Here is a 17,098-nt window from a genome sequence, read left to right on the forward strand (position 1 = left end):
GCACGGGCGCCGCGACCCGCAGCCGCGCCGCGATCTCGCCGGGCGCGGCACCGGTCTGCACCAGTTCGAGGACCTCCTGCGCCAGCCGCCGCCGCACGGTGCGTGCCGCGTCCCGCCGGTCCCGCTCCACGGAGATCAGCTGGGTCACGCCCTCCAGCAGGTCGAGCCGCTCCGCCGGCCAGTCCCCGGCATCGGCCTCGACCGCGAGCAGCCAGTCCGACAGGACCGTCTCGCGGACGTCCCGCGAGCCCGGTGCGCCCGTCGTGACCGCCGTGCCCGTGCCCCGGCCGGTGCTGCGGATGGGGAAGAGCGAGTACGTCGTGCCGCCCACCGCCACCCGGTACGGCCCGCGCCGCCCGGTGCGGACCGCCGCCAGGTGTTCGCCGGCCAGTGCCGCGCAGACCGGGCTGGGCAACCCCGGCTCGGCATCGGGGGAGCCCGCGATGAGGCGTCCGGCGGGGGAGAGCACCCAGGCCCGCAGGTCCAGGTCGGAGCCGAGCAGGTCCAGGACCACGTCCGGACCGCCGCCCGCGGGGCCCGAGGTCATCATCCGGCGGTGCCGGTCCACGACGGCCGCCAGATCCCCGGCGCGCTCGCCCGACACCTGCCGTACGACGTGCTCGGTGATCGTCGCGAAGGCCACCGACTCGTTGACGGCGAACAACGGCAGCCGGTGCCGCGCACAGGCCGCCACCAGGTCCTCCGGGATGGGGCCGAGCTCCGCCTCACCGGCGGCCAGGGCGGTGACTCCGGCGCTCGCGAGGATCCGTACGAAGGGCTCCGAATCGGAGGCGTCGCGGCGCCAGGCGAGCCCTGTGAGCACCAGCTCGCCGCCCGAGAGATAGCGGCTGGGGTCCCGCAGGTCCGTGGTCATCACGCCACGGACCGTGCGGTCCAGCTCGTCCTCGCCGCCGAGCAGCCGCAGGCCCAGCGCGTCCGTGTCCAGCAGTGCGCGCAGCCGCATTCTCGTCGCCGCCGTTCTGTCTCGAAAACTACGATGGATCTGGATGGTTCCGGAGGGACCCGAGTATGGGTGCCCCGTACACGGGTTCCCGGGCTCCGCAGAGTGGGCCCGAGGGGTCCGGTGGACGGTGGTTCCGGCCCTCATGGCCCGTGTCCTGGGCTTTCGCGACAGGTGGTCGCTCATTCCCAGGTCGCGTGTGGTGTTTCCGGAGGAAAGAGGGGAGGTTACCGATGACCTCCGTTCATACGAATCTACAAGATGCGCGCCCTGGCCAGCGAACTCCTTCATGGTTTCGGTGACTGACCCAGGTGCGGGACGGCGCTGTGTACTGATTTCAATCCACGTGAACAACGTATGAACGAGCCGGACCCGCCGCACACGAACTGGCTTGATCAGAACCATCCACGAGACGAAGAAGAGAGCCGGTCATGGACTTCCTTCGCCCCGCCAGCTGGGAGGAGGCGCTCGCCGCGAAGGCCGAGCACCCCACCGCTGTGCCGATTGCGGGTGGCACCGATGTGATGGTCGAGATCAACTTCGACCACCGCCGGCCCGAGTACCTGCTGGACCTGAACCGCATCGGCGAACTGGGTGAGTGGGAGGTCGGCGAGGAGTCCGTCCGCCTCGGCGCCTCGGTCCCGTACACGGCGATCATGGAGCGGCTGCGCGGCGAGCTGCCCGGCCTGGCCCTCGCCTCCCACACGGTGGCCTCCCCGCAGATCCGCAACCGCGGCGGCGTCGGCGGCAACCTCGGCACCGCCTCCCCGGCCGGCGACGCCCACCCCGCCCTCCTCGCGGCGGGCGCGGAGGTCGAGGCCCAGTCCGTACGAGGCACGCGGCTGATCCCGATCGACGAGTTCTACACCGGTGTGAAGCGCAACGCGCTCGCCGCCGACGAGCTCATCCGGGCCGTCCACATCAAGAAAGCCGACGGCCCGCAGCAGTACTCGAAGGTCGGCACCCGCAACGCCATGGTGATCGCGGTCTGCGCCTTCGGTCTGGCCCTGCACCCCGACACCCGCACGGTCCGCACCGGCATCGGCTCGGCCGCGCCCACGCCCGTACGGGCCAAGGCCGCCGAGGAGTTCCTGAACGCGGCGCTCGAAGAGGGCGGCTTCTGGGACAACGGCAGGATCATCACCCCGTCGGTCGCCAAGCAGTTCGCGGAGCTGTGCTCGGCCGCCTGCAACCCGATCGACGACGTCCGGGGCACGGCGAGCTACCGCCGCCACGCGGTGGGCATCATGGCCCGCCGCACGCTGACCTGGACGTGGGAGTCGTACCGCGGCACCGCCGCCCGCACGGAGGGAGTCGCGTAATGCGCGTCAATTTCACGGTCAACGGCCGTCCGCAGGAAGCCGACGACGTCTGGGAGGGCGAGAGCCTGCTCTACGTCCTGCGCGAGCGCATGGGTCTTCCCGGCTCCAAGAACGCCTGCGAGCAGGGCGAGTGCGGCTCCTGCACGGTCCGCCTGGACGGCGTACCGGTGTGTTCGTGTCTGGTCGCGGCCGGCCAGGTCGAGGGCCGCGAGGTCGTCACGGTCGAAGGCCTCGCCGACTTCGCCAAACAGCGCGCGGAGCACGGGGGTTGTGCCTCCGGAGCCTGCGGTACGCCCCTGGACGCGGCCAAGCGGTGGGAGGCCAGGCCCTACGACTCGCAGGCCGGCGAGGGCACCGAACTCTCCCCGATCCAACAGGCGTTCATCGACGCCGGCGCCGTCCAGTGCGGCTTCTGCACCCCCGGCCTGCTGGTCGCCGCCGACGAGGTGCTGGAGCGCAACCCGACCCCGAGCGACGCGGACATCCGCGAGGCGCTCTCGGGCAACCTCTGCCGCTGCACCGGCTACGAGAAGATCATGGACGCGGTCCGCCTGGCGGCCGCCCGACAGGGAGAGGCGGTCTGACCATGCCCGGCAAAAGCGCCCCCTTGGGCACTCCCACCAAGGTCACCCAGGGTTCCCGGACCAAGGGCGGCATCGGCGAGTCCACGCTCCGCCCGGACGGCATCCTCAAGGTCACCGGCGAGTTCGCGTACTCCTCCGACATGTGGCACGAGGACATGCTCTGGGGCCAGATCCTGCGCTCCACGGTCGCCCACGCCGAGATCGTCTCCATCGACACGGTCGAGGCGCTGAAGACCCCCGGCGTCTACGCCGTCATGACGTACGACGACCTGCCGACCGAGGTGAAGACCTACGGCCTGGAGATCCAGGACACCCCGGTGCTCGCGCACGGCAAGGTCCGCCACCACGGCGAGCCGGTCGCGATCGTCGCCGCCGACCACCCGGAGACCGCGCGCCGCGCCGCCGCCAAGATCAAGGTCGAGTACCGCGAACTCCCGGTCATCACCGACGAGTCGTCCGCGACCGCGCCGGACGCGGTCCTCGTCCACGAGAACCGCGACGACCACCACATCGGCCACGTCCCGCACCCGAACATCGTGCACCGCCAGCCGATCATCCGCGGCGACGTGGCATCCGCCCGGGAACGCGCCGACTTCATCGTCGAGGGCGAGTACACCTTCGGCATGCAGGACCAGGCATTCCTCGGCCCGGAGTCCGGCCTCGCGGTGCCTTCCGAGGACGGCGGCGTCGACCTCTACATCGCCACCCAGTGGCTGCACTCGGACCTCAAGCAGATCGCACCCGTCCTGGGCCTCCCCGAGGACAAGGTCCGCATGACGCTCTCCGGCGTCGGCGGCGCGTTCGGCGGCCGCGAGGACCTGTCGATGCAGATCCACGCCTGCCTGCTGGCACTGCGCACGGGCAAGCCGGTCAAGATCGTCTACAACCGCTTCGAGTCCTTCTTCGGCCACGTCCACCGCCACCCCGCGAAGCTCCACTACGAGCACGGGGCGACCAAGGACGGCAAGCTCACGCACATGAAGTGCCGCATCGTCCTGGACGGCGGCGCCTACGCGTCGGCCTCCCCGGCGGTCGTCGGCAACGCGGCGTCCCTCGCGGTCGGCCCGTACGTACTCGAAGACGTCGACATCGAATCGATCGCCCTCTACTCCAACAACCCGCCCTGCGGCGCCATGCGCGGGTTCGGCGCGGTCCAGGCGTGCTTCGCCTACGAGGCGCAGATGGACAAGCTCGCCGACAAGGTGGGCATGGACCGGGTCGAGTTCCGCCGGCTCAACGCGATGTCGCAGGGCACGATCATGCCGACCGGCCAGAGCGTCGACTCGCCCGCCCCGGTCGCCGAACTCCTGCGTCGCGTCAAGGCGATGCCCATGCCGCCGGAGCAGCAGTGGCTCGCGGCCGGCGAGGCGGCGGACGTCCGCCAGCTGCCCGGCGGCCTCTCCAACACCACCCACGGTGAAGGCGTCGTACGAGGCATCGGCTACGCGGTCGGCATCAAGAACGTCGGCTTCTCCGAGGGCTTCGACGACTACTCAACTGCCAAGGTCCGCATGGAAGTTGTCGGCGGCGAGCCGGTGGCCACCGTCCACACCGCGATGGCGGAGGTCGGCCAGGGCGGCGTCACCGTCCACGCGCAGATCGCCCGCACCGAGCTGGGTGTCGCCCAGGTGACCATCCACCCGGCGGACACCCAGGTGGGCTCGGCCGGTTCGACCTCCGCGTCCCGCCAGACGTACGTCACCGGCGGCGCCGTCAAGAACTCCTGCGAGCTGGTCCGCGAGAAGGTCCTGGAGATCGGCCGCCGCAAGTTCGGCACGTACCACCCCGCCTGGGCCACCGCCGAACTGCTCCTGGAGGGCGGCAAGGTCGTCACCGACGGCGGCGAGGTACTGGCCGACCTGGTGGACGTACTCGAAGGCGAGGCGGTCGAGGTCGAGGAGGAGTGGCGGCACCGGCCGACCGAGCCCTTCGACCTCCGTACGGGCCAGGGCTTCGGCCACGTCCAGTACTCCTTCGCCGCCCACCGCGCGGTCGTCGAGGTGGACACCGAGCTCGGCCTGGTGAAGGTCATCGAACTGGCCTGCGCCCAGGACGTCGGCAAGGCGCTCAACCCGCTGTCCGTCATCGGCCAGATCCAGGGCGGTACGACCCAGGGCCTGGGCATCGCGGTCATGGAGGAGATCATCGTCGACCCCAGGACGGCGAAGGTCAGGAACCCCTCCTTCACCGACTACCTCATCCCCACGATCCTCGACACGCCGACCATCCCCGTCGACGTGCTCGAACTCGCCGACGACCACGCGCCGTACGGGCTCCGTGGCATCGGCGAGGCACCGACTCTGTCGTCGACTCCGGCCGTGCTAGCGGCAATTCGGAACGCGACGGGCTTGGAGCTCAACAGGACGCCGGTCCGACCGGAACACCTCACCGGTACGGCATAGGCGACCCGCTGTAGCTGTGGGCAGGCGTTCCGCAGGGCGGAACGGGTGGGCACAGCTACAGCACCCCGGCACCGGGTGACCGTACGTCCAACGGCACCCCGGTACCGGTCCAAGTGCGCACCACGATTCGTTCGTCTCGGGCCGTCCCCCGGGTCGTGCGGCCGAAGCACCTTCCCAAATCCCGCACACGCCGAAGGCGACAGCGGGTGCCCCTGTGAACCTTGGGAGTAGGCCCACATGACCCAGCAGTCACTGGAGCCGAGGACCACCGCCGACGATGCGGGTGAAGGAACCCGTATCCCGGCCGGCAGGTCCTGGCTCGACCGGTACTTTCACATATCCAAGCGAGGAAGCTCGGTCGCGCGTGAGGTGCGCGGCGGCGTCACCACCTTCATGGCGATGGCGTACATCCTGCTGCTCAACCCCCTGATCCTGTCCGGCAAGGACGCGGCGGGGGACACGCTCGGCCAGAAGGCCCTGATCACCGCGACCGCGTTCGCGGCGGCCTTCACCACGCTCCTGATGGGCTTCTTCGGCAAGGTGCCGCTCGCCCTGGCCGCCGGACTCTCCGTCTCCGGCGTCCTCTCCTCGCAGGTCGCACCGCAGATGACCTGGCCGCAGGCCATGGGCATGTGTGTGATGTACGGCGTCGTGATCATGCTCCTGGTGGTCACCGGGCTGCGCGAGATGATCATGAACGCGATCCCGCTGGCGCTGAAGCACGCGATCACGATGGGCATCGGCCTGTTCGTCGCCCTGATCGGCCTCGTGAAGGCGGGCTTCGTCCACCAGGGCAAGGCGACCCCGCTCTCCCTGGGCGCGACCGGCGAACTCGCCGGCTGGCCGGTGCTGCTCTTCGCCGTCACCCTGCTCGCCATCTTCATGCTCCAGGCACGCGGCATCCCCGGCGCGATCCTGATCGGCATCGTCGGCGGCACCGTACTCGCCGTCGTCCTCAACGCACTTGACGTCATCGACGCCAAGCAGTGGGCCGGCGGCGCGCCCGAGCTGCACGGCAGCGCGGTGTCCATGCCGGACTTCTCGATCTTCGGAGACGTTGAGTTCGGCGGCTGGGGCCAGGTCGGCGCGATGACGGTCGGCATGATCGTCTTCACCCTGGTCCTCGCCGGGTTCTTCGACGCGATGGCCACCATCATCGGAGTCGGCACCGAGGCCGAGCTGGCCGACGACAAGGGCCGGATGCCCGGCCTGTCCAAGGCGCTCTTCATCGACGGCGCGGGCGGCGCGATCGGCGGCGTCTCGGGCGCCTCCGGCCAGACGGTGTTCGTCGAGTCCGCCACGGGCGTCGGCGAAGGTGCCCGCACCGGCCTCTCCTCCGTCATCACGGGCCTGTTCTTCGCGGCCTGCCTCTTCTTCACCCCGCTGACGGCGATCGTCCCGGGCGAGGTCGCGGCCGCGGCCCTGGTCGTCATCGGCGCCATGATGATGATGAACGCCCGGCACGTCGACTGGGCCGACCGCGCCACCGCGATCCCCGTCTTCCTGACGGTCGTGATCATGCCGTTCACGTACTCCATCACCGCGGGCGTCGCGGCCGGAGTCATCAGCTACGTTGCCATCAAGGTCGCCCAGGGCAAGGCCCGGGAGATCGGGGCCTTCATGTGGGGCCTGACGGCGATCTTCGTCGTCTACTTCGCCCTGAACCCGATCGAGAGCTGGATGGGCGTCCAATAACCACCAGGCGCCCACACACCCGGACGCCTCCCGAAGCCCTCCCCACAACCACCGTCAGGAGACCGAGACATGCTGGACATCGCCGAAGAGCTGCACCGGTGGGTCGAGCAGGGACGCGACTTCGCCGTGGCCACCGTGGTGGCCGTCGGCGGCAGCGCGCCCCGCCGACCGGGCGCCGCACTGGCCGTCGATTCCGACGGCACGGCGATCGGCTCGGTCTCCGGCGGTTGTGTGGAGGGCGCGGTGTACGAGCTGTGCCAACAGGCGTTGGCGGACGGGAAACCGGTCCTCGAACGCTTCGGCTACAGCGACGAGGACGCTTTCGCGGTGGGCCTGACATGCGGTGGGATCATCGACATCCTGGTGACGCCGGTACGCGCCGGGGCCCCCTCCCGGCAGGTGTTCGCATCGGCGCTCGCCATCGCCGCGCGCGGAGAGGCGGCGGCGGTGGCACGTATCGTCTCCGGACCTCCGGAGCTACTGGGCCGCGCCCTCCTGACCCGCCCCGACGGCTCGTACGAGGGCGGATTCGGTGCACACCCGGAGCTGGACCGCACAGTCATCGGGGAGGCGCGGGCCTTCCTGGACACGGGCCGCACGGGCACCCTGGAGATCGGAGAGCAGGGCTCTCGCTGCGGAGCACCGCTCACACTCCTCATCGAATCATCGGTCCCGCCACCCAGGATGATCGTCTTCGGAGCGATCGACTTCGCCTCCGCCCTGGTCCGCATCGGCAAGTTCCTGAACTACCGCGTCACGGTGTGCGACGCTCGCCCGGTCTTCGCGACATCGGCCCGCTTCCCGGAGGCGGACGAGATCGTGGTCGACTGGCCGCACCGCTACCTGGAGCGCACCCAGGTCGACGCCCGCACGGTCCTGTGCGTCCTGACCCACGACGCCAAGTTCGACGTACCCCTCCTCCAACTCGCGCTCCGCCTCCCCGTGGCGTACGTCGGCGCGATGGGCTCCCGCCGCACCCACCTGGACCGCAACGAACGCCTCCGTGAAGTCGGCGTCACGGAACTGGAGTTGGCCCGGCTCAGGTCTCCCATCGGGCTGGACCTGGGTGCCCGTACGCCCGAGGAGACGGCCCTCTCCATCGCCTCGGAGATCGTCGCGAACAGGCGAGGCGGCACCGGAGTCCCACTGACCGGCGCCCACACGCCCATTCACCACGACAGGTCATCAACACCGAAGCCCACCGCGAGGATCGGCTCGGTGGCCTGACACGCACACCCGCCGGCCGCAGCCGAGGCGAACGCGTCTGATCGGACGTGGGCGAGAGTGAGACATGGGCGAGAGCACACGTGGACGAGAGCCACACGTGGACGAGAGTCAGACGTGGACGAGAGTCAGACGTGGGCGAGAAGGCGCTCCAACGGCCGAGGCGTCCGCTCCAGATCGAGACTCTCGACCATCTCGCGCGCGTACTGGGCCTTGCGACCACTGTGCGTCCCCAAGAACCTCCGCAACTGCTGCTCCACGGTCCGCTCCCGCTGGGCGGGCTGGTTCCGGAAAGTACGGAACGGCCGTGACTCCCCCTGATCCACCACGACCTGCTGCACACCCTCGGCACCCAGTGACCGGATCAACTCGTCCTCCAGGTCCACGTCGCACACGTAGAAACCAAGGGCTTCCAGCCCCTCGGGCGGGATGTCGGAACCGAGCCCGGCCCGCTCCAGCGCCCGCCGGAAGAAGCGCTCCTCCCCGACGTCGCACAAGCCGGCCAGCCGCACGCCAAGTCCCTGGGGCCCGCACAGATCGACGAACCTGCCGACACTGGTCGCACCCCCCAGCGGCACGACCGACACACCTTCACTGTCCAGATCCCGACCACGCCGCGCGGCCAACGCCTCGACCGCGACCTGATCACTGCCCCCTTCGACGAGCACGACGGTACGCAGCCCGACCCCGACCGCCAGCTCCCGCGCGGTGTCACCGGCCGACGACGCCCCCGCCCCACCGGCCGCCCACTCGACCACGGCCCGACGGAATCTCTCCATGTCGCTCATGGGTCCCAGTCTCGCAAGCCCGCTCGGCCGCACTCCACAGACTTTCGCATCCGTAGGACCGCGTTGTCAGTAGGGGCTGAGATCGTGCCCCCGTGAGTGAACTGGTTGAGCATGACCACGTATTGGGGATCGTCGAGCGAGACGAGGCGGTGCGGGAGAACCGGCCGCATCGCATCGCGGCGACGATCTGCCGTGACCGCGAGGGCGGGATCCTGGTGCTGCGGCGGGCCGGGACGCTGTCCCGGTTCCCGGCTGGTACGACGTGATGGGGGGCGGTGCAGTGTACATGGGCGCCACCACCGTCGTCAAGAATCGCGGATGCCTCGCCGGGGGAAATCCGGCGAGGCATCCGCGACGGGCGGATCCCGTCTCAGCGCACGTAGGGGAGGTCGAATCCGGTTTCCCTTGAAACCGATTCATACGTCGACAGCATTGATGAGACCGTCGACCGGATCTCCCTGAGGGAGAAACCCGCCTCTTTCAGGTCTCCCAAACCCAGATTCTCGGCCATCTCCTCGACGGCCTCCTGAAGAACCTTCAGAGAGTCTCCCTGCACGGCCAGCGCCGGATACTGACGGTCCGGCAGACGGACCACCGCATAGTTTCCCGAAACTGCCAGGATCGCGGCTGTGGTTTCCTGTTCGCTCATCCCTAGCCCTGTGGATAGAAGGTGATGTGGGCCCTGGTGGTGTCGAGCGGCCCGGTGAAGATGTCCTGCCGACGCCCGACGCCCAGCGTGACGTCGGCCTTCGGTAGCGAGCTGGACACGGAGTGCTTGGTACGGCTGTTGACGCCCGTGATCACATAGTCCCAGTCGGACTCGCCGTGCCATCCCTTCGGATTCGACGACGACCTTGGTCCCAGTGTCCGGCTGCCGACGACCGATATCGGCTCCCCGATCCGATTCGCAGCGTTCTGGATTCGAGTTCTCTCAGCTCCCGTGAGATTCGACAGGTCCGCGCCTGCTCCGACAGACGGGCCGCAGGGGGTCGAGTTATGCACGAGGACTGGTGCCCCACCCGCCAGCACATAGTACGTGTGCTACGCGACCCCTCCCCACCTGCATTTTCGCAGGTCAGCGGCGGTTTCGGGTGCCGCTGGTGTCCGTGGCTGTGCCCTGGCGTCCGTGTTTGTTGCCGTCAGCGCTGCCGTCAGAGATATAGACCGCCGGTCGGGCTACGGCAGGAGGGTCAGCGCGGGGACGTGGGCGGGCTTGACGACGCTGAAGTGCCGCCGGTCGAGGGTGGCTACACGGTCCACGTCGAAGCGTTCCGCTACCGCGATGACCGAGGCGTCGACCCCGCCGAGCGGGAAGTCGGCGTACTGGAGGACCAGCTCACCCATGCGCGTCAGGTCGGTGGCAGTGAGGTGGACCAGCTCGAATGTTCCCCGTGCGACCTCAGCGAGGAACGCCGCTTCGACCTTGGGCCAGCGCTCCAGCAGCCAGCAGACCTCGGTCATGACCGGGCTGGGCAGCAGACGGCGGCCAGTCAGCGACGTCAGCAGGGAGGCGCACTCCGGGTGACGCCGGTCGGCCGCGTTGAACGCCGCAGCCAGGGGGCCGGTGTCCAGGACCGTGGCGATCATGCCGAGTCGCCGAAGCGCTCGCGCATCCGCTCGCGGATGTAGTAGTCGTGCCGTTCAGCCAGATCCTCTGGGCCGTTCACGCTGCCGATCAGGGCCAGCAGTCCGGCCGGGACCGACTCCTCGTGCTCGTTCGCGTCGACTGCCGGCAGCGACTGGGCAACCTGGGACAGTTCCTCATCCTGGGTGACGAGCAGGCGCAGGCGTCGCACCTGGGTCGGGGTGAGCCGGTCCACCAGGTGGTGCATGTCCTCGTAGTCGTATGCAGCGGTCACGCCAGCAGTGTAGAGCGGCCCTGCGGCCTCGGACAGCTGGATCGGCAGAGGTTCACCCCCCGCTGGCGTGCGGGCAGTCGCCCGAGGATTTCCAGGACCCTGGTCGTTGTCCCCGCGTGCGTCCCGTTCTGGCACTTCCCCCGGCGGCCCGTTCGCCGGGGAGGGCGGCCCTCAGACGTCGGGGCGATGCTGGTGCCCCCACCAGTGCGGCAGCGCGGAGGCTGGGTGGGGAGGGGTCCACCGAGAGGGGGCATCACTCCCCGCCGGGGGCGGGACAGGCCGCCGCCCCCGGTGAGCCTGCGCGACGCACGTGAAGGGTCGGCCCCCTGGCTGGCCCTGTGCCTGCGATCCGGCCGTAGGACGGTCGTTGGCGACAACTTGCTCTGCCAGGAGCCCGACTCCGGTCAGCCCGACAAGCTGGCTGGTTGCCAATCCCGCAGCCCTGGGTGATGCCCCGGCTGCCGGGGCGGCTCACCGCCTGTGGCGCCACTGACTTTCCGAGCCAACGGCGGGCTTGTCGGCGACGGCGGCGAGCTCCGGCGGGCGGGGCCCGCCTTGAAACCTTGAAACCTTGTAGAGAAAATCTGAACGCACCGCCCTTACCAGGGTCCCGGCACGGCGGGTCAGTGGCCCCGCCCGCCGCCGCCTGACTCCAGGGCCTCGACGCGGCCACGAAGGTCGACAATCTGCTGAGCGGCCTCGGCCAGCGCACGTTCCAACGCCTTGACGCGGGCCGTCGTCCCGTTGGCGGGTGCAGTTGCCTCCGGGGCGTCGAGGTCACCGGCCCCGTCGGGGTGATCGTGGTGGGCGACTAAGGCGCCCTTGCCGGGGCGGGAGACCGCCCACCCGTCCTGCTTCAACAGGGCCATGGCCTTCTGCACGGTCAGGCTCGCCGCCCCGAACTCCCGCATCAGCACGGCCTGCGTCGGCAACGCGTCCCCCGGCTGCAGCCCGCCCGAGCGGATCCGCTCGCGCAGGGTCTCGGCGATCACCTCGAACGTCAGCGGCACCCCGCTGCCCGCCGGCCTGCGCCCGCGCCTCGCCACCACCACGCCGGTCACCCCCGCTTTCCACGCCCTCTACCAGCACAATCCGGCCCGTCCAAACCGGGAAACCGGCCCCACACTACCCGCGTCCCACCACCCAAAAGAAAGGAATCAGGAGGGATGCACTTGAATGCGCCGGTGAGGCGATGTTAACGTCACGCACCCGCCGGTGATCACCACCGCGTCCCGCCGACCAGACTCCTTGGTCCGGCCCTCGCGCCCAACTTTCAGGCGCCCCGTTCCCCTGTGAGCCGATCACTTCGGCCTGCCCACGCCACCCCGCGCCGTACCGCTTCCGCGCTCGGCGCTGGAGCGCCGCGCCAGGCTCACCGCCAAGCTGGCGAAGCTCGCCGCCACCGGCCAACTCGCACCCCTCACAAGGCAGATAGCCGGACTCGGCGGCTGCGCACACCCGATCCGCCTGACCGGGCACCGCACACGCCTAGACACCGCCACCGGCGAGATCCTTGACCACTTCGACTCCAGTCAACTTCCGGCGGGCGAACTGCTGGTCCGCTGCGGCAACCGCCGCGCCACCCGCTGCCCCGCCTGCTCCACCGTCTACCGCTACGACACCTACCAACTCATCGCCGCCGGACTCCGCGGCGGCAAAACAGTCCCGGCAAGCGTGGCCGCGCACCCGCGCGTGTTCGCCACCCTCACCGCACCCGGCTTCGGACCCGTCCACAACCAGCCCGACACCGGCCGCTGCCACTGCGGTCAACTCCATGCCGACGACGACCCGCTCCTGGGCACCCCGCTCGACCCCGAGCACTACGACTACACGGGCGCGGTCCTGTGGAACGCGCACGCCCCGGCACTGTGGGCACGCTTCACCACCCACCTACGCCGCGAGATCGCCAAGGCCGCCGACCTCACCCAGCGGACCCTGCGCCACCACGCCACGCTCTCCTACGCCAAGGTCGCCGAGTACCAAAAACGCGGCCAGGTCCACTTCCACGCCGTCATCCGACTCGACGGACCCACCGGCCCCCCCGGCACCCCACCCACCTGGGCCACCGTCCAGCTCCTCGACCACGCCGTCCGCGTCGCCGCCACACGCACCCGCGTCCACCACGAGGGCAAACCGCCGAAGCAACCGCAGCCCGCCGATCGCATCCCCGCCTCCCCGCCTCAACGCTCAGATCGGGCGGGGCGGTTGGTGTTCCGGTTCGGGAGGCAGATCGACGTCCGGGCGATCCGCGGCACGGACTTCACTGGAGACGGCCCCGTCACGGACCGGCACGTCGCCGCCTACATCGCCAAGTACGCCACCAAAGGCGCCGAGACCACCACCGGCACCCTCGACCGCCGCCTCCGCCTCCTCGCCGAACTCGCCACCCACGACATCACCGACCACGCCCGCCGCATGATCCACACCGCCTGGCATCTCGCCACCCGCCCCCAGCACGCCCATCTCCGCCTGCGGCAATGGGCCCACATGCTCGGCTTCCGAGGCCACTTCTCCACCCGCACCCGCCACTACTCCACCACCCTCGCCCACCTCCGAGCCGAACGCACCGCCTGGCGAACCAGCCAACCCGACACCCAAACCCCATCCTCACCGCCGGCGGAGACGCAAGCCGGTCAGACAGGCGGCAGTCCGATCGGCGACCAGGCCCAGCACTCCACTGACCTGACCTCCGGTCACCGTCCCGGTCACCGCAACATCGCCGGTCAGCGCGTGGACTCGGACACGACGCTGGTCATCTCCCACTGGCAGTACGCCGGAACCGGCCTCCTACCCGAACACGAACACCTCGCCGACCTCCTGACCGCAACACGGCAGACCCGACCCGAGCAACCGACCCACACCCGGCACTCGAAGCGCTCCAGTGACCGCGCCGGCGACCGCGCCGGTCACTCCACCGATCGGCTGCCCCGTGCTGTCCGGTCAAGGGCCGTCGCGTGACCGCCGGCACGGAACTCCTCACCGTCCCTCAGGTGATGACCCGCCTCCAGCTCGGCCGCTCCGCCGTCTACGACCTGCTCCGCTCCGGCCAACTCGCCTCGATCACCCTCGGCCGCGCCCGCCGCATCCCCACCTACGCCCTCACCGACTTCATCCGCACCCGCCTCGACCAGGAAGCCGCCGCCTGATGACCACACCCCGCGACACCCCCGCCTCCCGCCGCACCCGCGCCAACGGCGACGGAACCGTCTACCAACGCAAGGACAACCGCTGGGAAGCCGCCGGATACGTCCTCGCCCCCGACAACACCCGCAAACGCATCCACGTCTACGGCACCACCCGCAAAGAAGCCCTCGCCAAACTCACCGAGAAGATCGCCAACAGCAACCGCGGACTCCCCGTACCCTCCGCACAGGGCAGCCTCGGCGCGTACCTGACCTACTGGCTGGAGAACGTCGCCGTCCACCAACTCCGCGAGAACACCCACACCCGCTACACCGCCTGCATCAACCGCTACCTCATCCCCGGCCTGGGCAAGAAGAAGCTCGCCAAGCTCACCGCCAAGGACATCCGCACCTGGCTCAACCAGCTCCGCACCACCTGCCAGTGCTGCGCCCGCGGCACCGATGTCCACCGCGTTCAGCCCCGTTGCTGCGCCGCCGGAACGTGCTGCTCCAAGCGGCTCTCCTCGCTGACCCTCGCCTACGTGCACTCCGTGCTCAAATCCGCCTTGGAGCACGCCGTCCGCGAGGAAGAGATCTCACGCAACGTCGCCCGCAACGTCCGCACCGGCACACCCCGCCCCCGCCGCTTCGAACCCCTCACCGCCGACGAAGCCCGCCAATTCCTCGCCGCCACGAACGAACATCGACTGCAGGCCCTGTTCGAACTCGCACTCCACACCGGACTCCGCAAGGGCGAACTCCTCGGCCTCCGCTGGGAAGACCTCAACCTCGACATGGGCACCGCGGCTATCCGCCGAACTCTGCAACGCACCAGCACGGGTGGCCTCATCGCATTGCCCACAAAGACCCGAGCCTCCGAACGCCGCATCGTCCTCCCCGCCCGCTGTCGCCAGTCGCTCAAGCGACACCAGGAAGAGCAGCAGCACGAGCGTGACGCCGCAGGGACCACATGGCGGCACAACGGGTACGTATTCACGACACCGCAGGGCCGAGCGATCGACCCGACCAACCTCACCCGGACGTTCACCACACTCCTCCGCAACGCAGGACTCCGCCGCATCCGCTTCCACGACCTCCGCCACTCCACCGCCACCCTGCTCCTGGAACAGGGCGTCGAACTCGTCGTCATCAAGGAACTCCTCGGCCACGCCCACATCGGCGTCACCGCCACCGTCTACGCCCACGTCCGACTCCGCCTCCAGCGAGACGCCATCGACCTCCTCGGCCACGCCCTCCGTAACCCCGCTGAGACCGCCGGCCAGCCCGACGACGGCGACGACCCACCGCCTTGCGCAGCACCCGTCCGCTGACGTTGCCGTCAATTACTGCCGTCAGACACCTCTGTGGCCCCGTCGGAACACTCCCGACGGGGCCACAAATTTGCTCCTGCATACAGATGCGATGCAAAGATCAGGTTTTCCGGTTACGGCCGGATATCACTCACCCCTCCACACCGAAATCTCCCCTCCGGGCATGCAGGTCACTCGCTTTCCCTTAGGCCCGACAAACCCCCAAGCCTCATACTCCTCGTCCGGCCGGACAGTCAGTTTCGTGCCGCTTTCGAATTCGATCACGAGATCCCCGGCTCTTCCCACCTCAGCCTCAGTAATCACGTCATGGGCCAGTCGGACGAGATGAGGAGCCACAACGTCCGGGGATTCTGGATCGAAAGACACGTGATCCCCGGCCGGGACTTGAAGAACCGCCTCGGTCTCGACGCGCAGTTCGCAATCCCCACTGGTCAAGACTGTGAGAGCCGCGTCGAAGCAGACGCGGGTAACTGCTTGACCCCGAAGGTTCAGGTTCATTCCTACCACCCCACCGGAAGTGGATAAGTGCCGTCAGGATTCATCGGGATATGCGTATCCGCTTTCGAGCCGGGCTTTCCGTCGAGCCCGATCGGCTGGCCATGCTTGTTGGTGAAACGCACATAGCCATCCGGGTATCTTCCGGTCGGATTCATCACGCGAAGCATGTCAGCATTTCCGGTAGACCCAGATTTCTGCCACACACTTCCCTTTCCGGTATCAGCTGTCCGTGCCACCCAGCCGTCACCCACTCCAGTGGGACGCTGAGGGCCGATGACGGGAGTGCATGGTGTCGAATTGTGAACCAGGACCGGCGTGGCCCCCGCCAGCACATAGTACGTGTGCATGTCGGCGACGGTGAGGTTGTGCACCGTGGCCGGCGCTGTCCAGCGCCGGATGTCGGTGATCCGGACCTTGGCCCCGGTGGACGGGCGGAGTTGGTCGCCGGCGGCCAGGTCCGTGGCGTCGACCCATGCGCCGAGCTCCGGGACCCAGAAGGGGTGTCCGGCTGTCGCGGTGACCGAAGCGGTCAGCTTTTTGCCGTTCGCCTCGATGGCCAGGGTCATTCTGACCAGGTTCTTCGAACCCTTGCCGGTGATCTCGGCGGTGACCGTCTTGACCGTGGTGCGGCCGGTCTTCGGGTCCGTGGCGAGGACCTTGTCTCCGGTCTTCACGTCCTCGATGGGCTTGGTGGTGCCGTCGGCCATGAGGACTTTGGTGCCCGGGACGAAGCTGTTGGGGCCGCAGGGTTTCGCGCTACCGCTGGCCCCGCCCACGTAAGCCAGCAGCGCGGTGGCGACGGCGGCCTGGACGACGTTGCCGCGCGCGACCGCAGCGGCTTTCTCGTTGCATTCTTCGGCGTTGTAGACGCAGTAGGTGGCCGCGATCTCCTTGGCCTTCGTGACGTCCTCGCCGCCGTGCAGCACGTACAGGTAGGCCTGACGGCATCCCTCGCGCCCGTAGCAGGCGGATCCCTCGGTGGACGACTCGAAGACCGGGTCCGTTACCCGCTTGAGCTCCGCCGTCGCGCGGTGCGCATGGTCGCCGAGGTAGGCGACGACTACCCGAACGAGACGGCCGCCCTGCAGGCGGTGACCGAGAAGCTCGGCATCGGCTCCCGCGAGACGCTGCGGAACTGGGTGAAGCAGCACGAGATCGATACGGGGACACGTCCGGGGACGACGACGGAGGAGTCCGCCCAGCTCAAGGCGTTGAAGAAGGAGAACGCCGAACTGAAGCGGGCCAACGAGATCCTGAAGGCCGCGGCGAGTTTCTTCGCGGCCGAGCTCGACCGGCCACACACACGCTCGTA

At 69.2% G+C, this 17,098-nt stretch carries 16 protein-coding genes and 2 pseudogenes; 10 read left to right on the forward strand and 8 right to left on the reverse strand.

Features of this window, described 5'->3' with window-relative positions; genetic code table 11:
• The coding region (locus tag O3Q52_RS29460) for a PucR family transcriptional regulator ligand-binding domain-containing protein (RefSeq protein ID WP_269651730.1) at nt 1–964 on the reverse strand (964 nt) is incomplete at its 3' end.
• 428 nt (nt 965–1,392) lie between these two features.
• On the opposite strand from O3Q52_RS29460, the gene O3Q52_RS29465 reads away from it, so the two are divergent.
• The 5 genes from O3Q52_RS29465 to O3Q52_RS29485 all read left to right on the forward strand — a co-directional run bounded on the left by O3Q52_RS29465 (nt 1,393) and on the right by O3Q52_RS29485 (nt 8,191).
• Nucleotides 1,393–2,283, forward strand: coding sequence for a xanthine dehydrogenase family protein subunit M (locus O3Q52_RS29465; RefSeq protein WP_269651731.1), 891 nt, complete (start codon nt 1,393–1,395; stop codon nt 2,281–2,283).
• Nucleotides 2,283–2,867, forward strand: a complete 585-nt coding sequence (locus O3Q52_RS29470) for a (2Fe-2S)-binding protein (RefSeq protein WP_269651732.1) — start codon at nt 2,283–2,285, stop codon at nt 2,865–2,867. The genes O3Q52_RS29465 and O3Q52_RS29470 overlap by 1 nt, the downstream gene beginning before the upstream one ends.
• Nucleotides 2,868–2,869: 2 nt before the next feature.
• Entirely contained in the window at nt 2,870–5,269 is a 2,400-nt protein-coding gene (locus O3Q52_RS29475; protein WP_269651733.1) for a xanthine dehydrogenase family protein molybdopterin-binding subunit, read from the forward strand.
• Between the two features lie 237 nt (nt 5,270–5,506).
• Nucleotides 5,507–6,964: an NCS2 family permease gene (locus O3Q52_RS29480; protein WP_269651734.1), complete on the forward strand. Its 1,458-nt coding sequence runs from the start codon at nt 5,507–5,509 to the stop codon at nt 6,962–6,964.
• Nucleotides 6,965–7,033: 69 nt separating this feature from the next.
• Nucleotides 7,034–8,191, forward strand: coding sequence for an XdhC family protein (locus tag O3Q52_RS29485; protein ID WP_269651735.1), 1,158 nt, complete (start codon nt 7,034–7,036; stop codon nt 8,189–8,191).
• 125 nt (nt 8,192–8,316) lie between these two features.
• Here O3Q52_RS29485 and O3Q52_RS29490 read toward each other — a convergent pair whose 3' ends face one another.
• Nucleotides 8,317–8,976, reverse strand: a complete 660-nt coding sequence (locus tag O3Q52_RS29490; RefSeq protein WP_269651736.1) for an ATP-dependent endonuclease — start codon at nt 8,974–8,976, stop codon at nt 8,317–8,319.
• A gap of 92 nt (nt 8,977–9,068) precedes the next feature.
• On the opposite strand from O3Q52_RS29490, the gene O3Q52_RS29495 reads away from it, so the two are divergent.
• The gene (locus O3Q52_RS29495; RefSeq protein WP_269651737.1) at nt 9,069–9,242 is read left to right on the forward strand and encodes a hypothetical protein; all 174 of its coding nucleotides are present in this window, start codon (nt 9,069–9,071) and stop codon (nt 9,240–9,242) included.
• Nucleotides 9,243–9,346: 104 nt separating this feature from the next.
• On the opposite strand, the gene O3Q52_RS29500 is transcribed toward O3Q52_RS29495, so the two are convergent.
• From O3Q52_RS29500 to O3Q52_RS29515, 4 genes are all read right to left on the reverse strand, one after another.
• Nucleotides 9,347–9,625, reverse strand: a complete 279-nt coding sequence (locus O3Q52_RS29500) for a hypothetical protein (RefSeq protein ID WP_269651738.1) — start codon at nt 9,623–9,625, stop codon at nt 9,347–9,349.
• A gap of 527 nt (nt 9,626–10,152) precedes the next feature.
• Complete coding sequence (locus O3Q52_RS29505; RefSeq protein ID WP_269651739.1) at nt 10,153–10,563, reverse strand: type II toxin-antitoxin system VapC family toxin; 411 nt, start codon at nt 10,561–10,563, stop codon at nt 10,153–10,155.
• Entirely contained in the window at nt 10,560–10,835 is a 276-nt protein-coding gene (locus O3Q52_RS29510; protein ID WP_269651740.1) for a hypothetical protein, read from the reverse strand. The genes O3Q52_RS29505 and O3Q52_RS29510 overlap by 4 nt, the downstream gene beginning before the upstream one ends.
• A 623-nt stretch (nt 10,836–11,458) precedes the next feature.
• Nucleotides 11,459–11,896, reverse strand: a complete 438-nt coding sequence (locus O3Q52_RS29515) for a GntR family transcriptional regulator (RefSeq protein WP_269651741.1) — start codon at nt 11,894–11,896, stop codon at nt 11,459–11,461.
• Between the two features lie 322 nt (nt 11,897–12,218).
• Here O3Q52_RS29515 and O3Q52_RS29520 point away from each other — a divergent pair, with 322 nt between their 5' ends.
• From O3Q52_RS29520 to O3Q52_RS29530, 3 genes are read left to right on the forward strand one after another with little or no spacing between them, the layout of a single operon-like run.
• The gene (locus tag O3Q52_RS29520; RefSeq protein WP_269651745.1) at nt 12,219–13,793 is read left to right on the forward strand and encodes a replication initiator; all 1,575 of its coding nucleotides are present in this window, start codon (nt 12,219–12,221) and stop codon (nt 13,791–13,793) included.
• Nucleotides 13,790–13,981, forward strand: a complete 192-nt coding sequence (locus O3Q52_RS29525) for a helix-turn-helix domain-containing protein (protein ID WP_269651742.1) — start codon at nt 13,790–13,792, stop codon at nt 13,979–13,981. Before O3Q52_RS29520 ends, O3Q52_RS29525 begins: the two co-directional genes overlap by 4 nt.
• On the forward strand, nt 13,981–15,288 hold the full coding sequence (locus tag O3Q52_RS29530; protein WP_269651743.1) for a site-specific integrase: 1,308 nt from the start codon (nt 13,981–13,983) through the stop codon (nt 15,286–15,288). The genes O3Q52_RS29525 and O3Q52_RS29530 overlap by 1 nt, the downstream gene beginning before the upstream one ends.
• A gap of 126 nt (nt 15,289–15,414) precedes the next feature.
• Here the strand turns inward: O3Q52_RS29530 and O3Q52_RS29535 are convergent, their stop codons facing one another.
• Both O3Q52_RS29535 and O3Q52_RS29540 read right to left on the reverse strand, forming a co-directional pair.
• The gene (locus O3Q52_RS29535; RefSeq protein WP_269651744.1) at nt 15,415–15,786 is read right to left on the reverse strand and encodes a DUF6188 family protein; all 372 of its coding nucleotides are present in this window, start codon (nt 15,784–15,786) and stop codon (nt 15,415–15,417) included.
• 296 nt (nt 15,787–16,082) lie between these two features.
• Nucleotides 16,083–16,523: pseudogene (locus O3Q52_RS29540) on the reverse strand (polymorphic toxin-type HINT domain-containing protein); the annotation flags it as partial.
• 300 nt (nt 16,524–16,823) lie between these two features.
• On the opposite strand from O3Q52_RS29540, the pseudogene O3Q52_RS29545 reads away from it, so the two are divergent.
• Nucleotides 16,824–17,098: pseudogene (locus O3Q52_RS29545) on the forward strand (transposase); the annotation flags it as partial.

Origin of the sequence: Streptomyces sp. ActVer (assembly GCF_027270795.1) — a bacterium.
Lineage (GTDB): Bacteria > Actinomycetota > Actinomycetes > Streptomycetales > Streptomycetaceae > Streptomyces > Streptomyces umbrinus_A.

Excerpts from the sequence above, each read along its gene's own strand:
- O3Q52_RS29465 (WP_269651731.1), top strand. The coding sequence starts at position 1,393 with ATGGACTTCCTTCGCCCCGCCAGCTGGGAGGAGGCGCTCGCCGCGAAG.
- O3Q52_RS29470 (WP_269651732.1), top strand. The coding sequence starts at position 2,283 with ATGCGCGTCAATTTCACGGTCAACGGCCGTCCGCAGGAAGCCGACGAC.
- O3Q52_RS29475 (WP_269651733.1), top strand. The coding sequence starts at position 2,870 with ATGCCCGGCAAAAGCGCCCCCTTGGGCACTCCCACCAAGGTCACCCAG.
- O3Q52_RS29480 (WP_269651734.1), top strand. The coding sequence starts at position 5,507 with ATGACCCAGCAGTCACTGGAGCCGAGGACCACCGCCGACGATGCGGGT.
- O3Q52_RS29485 (WP_269651735.1), top strand. The coding sequence starts at position 7,034 with ATGCTGGACATCGCCGAAGAGCTGCACCGGTGGGTCGAGCAGGGACGC.
- O3Q52_RS29490 (WP_269651736.1), bottom strand. The coding sequence starts at position 8,976 with ATGAGCGACATGGAGAGATTCCGTCGGGCCGTGGTCGAGTGGGCGGCC.
- O3Q52_RS29500 (WP_269651738.1), bottom strand. The coding sequence starts at position 9,625 with ATGAGCGAACAGGAAACCACAGCCGCGATCCTGGCAGTTTCGGGAAAC.
- O3Q52_RS29505 (WP_269651739.1), bottom strand. The coding sequence starts at position 10,563 with ATGATCGCCACGGTCCTGGACACCGGCCCCCTGGCTGCGGCGTTCAAC.
- O3Q52_RS29530 (WP_269651743.1), top strand. The coding sequence starts at position 13,981 with ATGACCACACCCCGCGACACCCCCGCCTCCCGCCGCACCCGCGCCAAC.
- O3Q52_RS29535 (WP_269651744.1), bottom strand. The coding sequence starts at position 15,786 with ATGAACCTGAACCTTCGGGGTCAAGCAGTTACCCGCGTCTGCTTCGAC.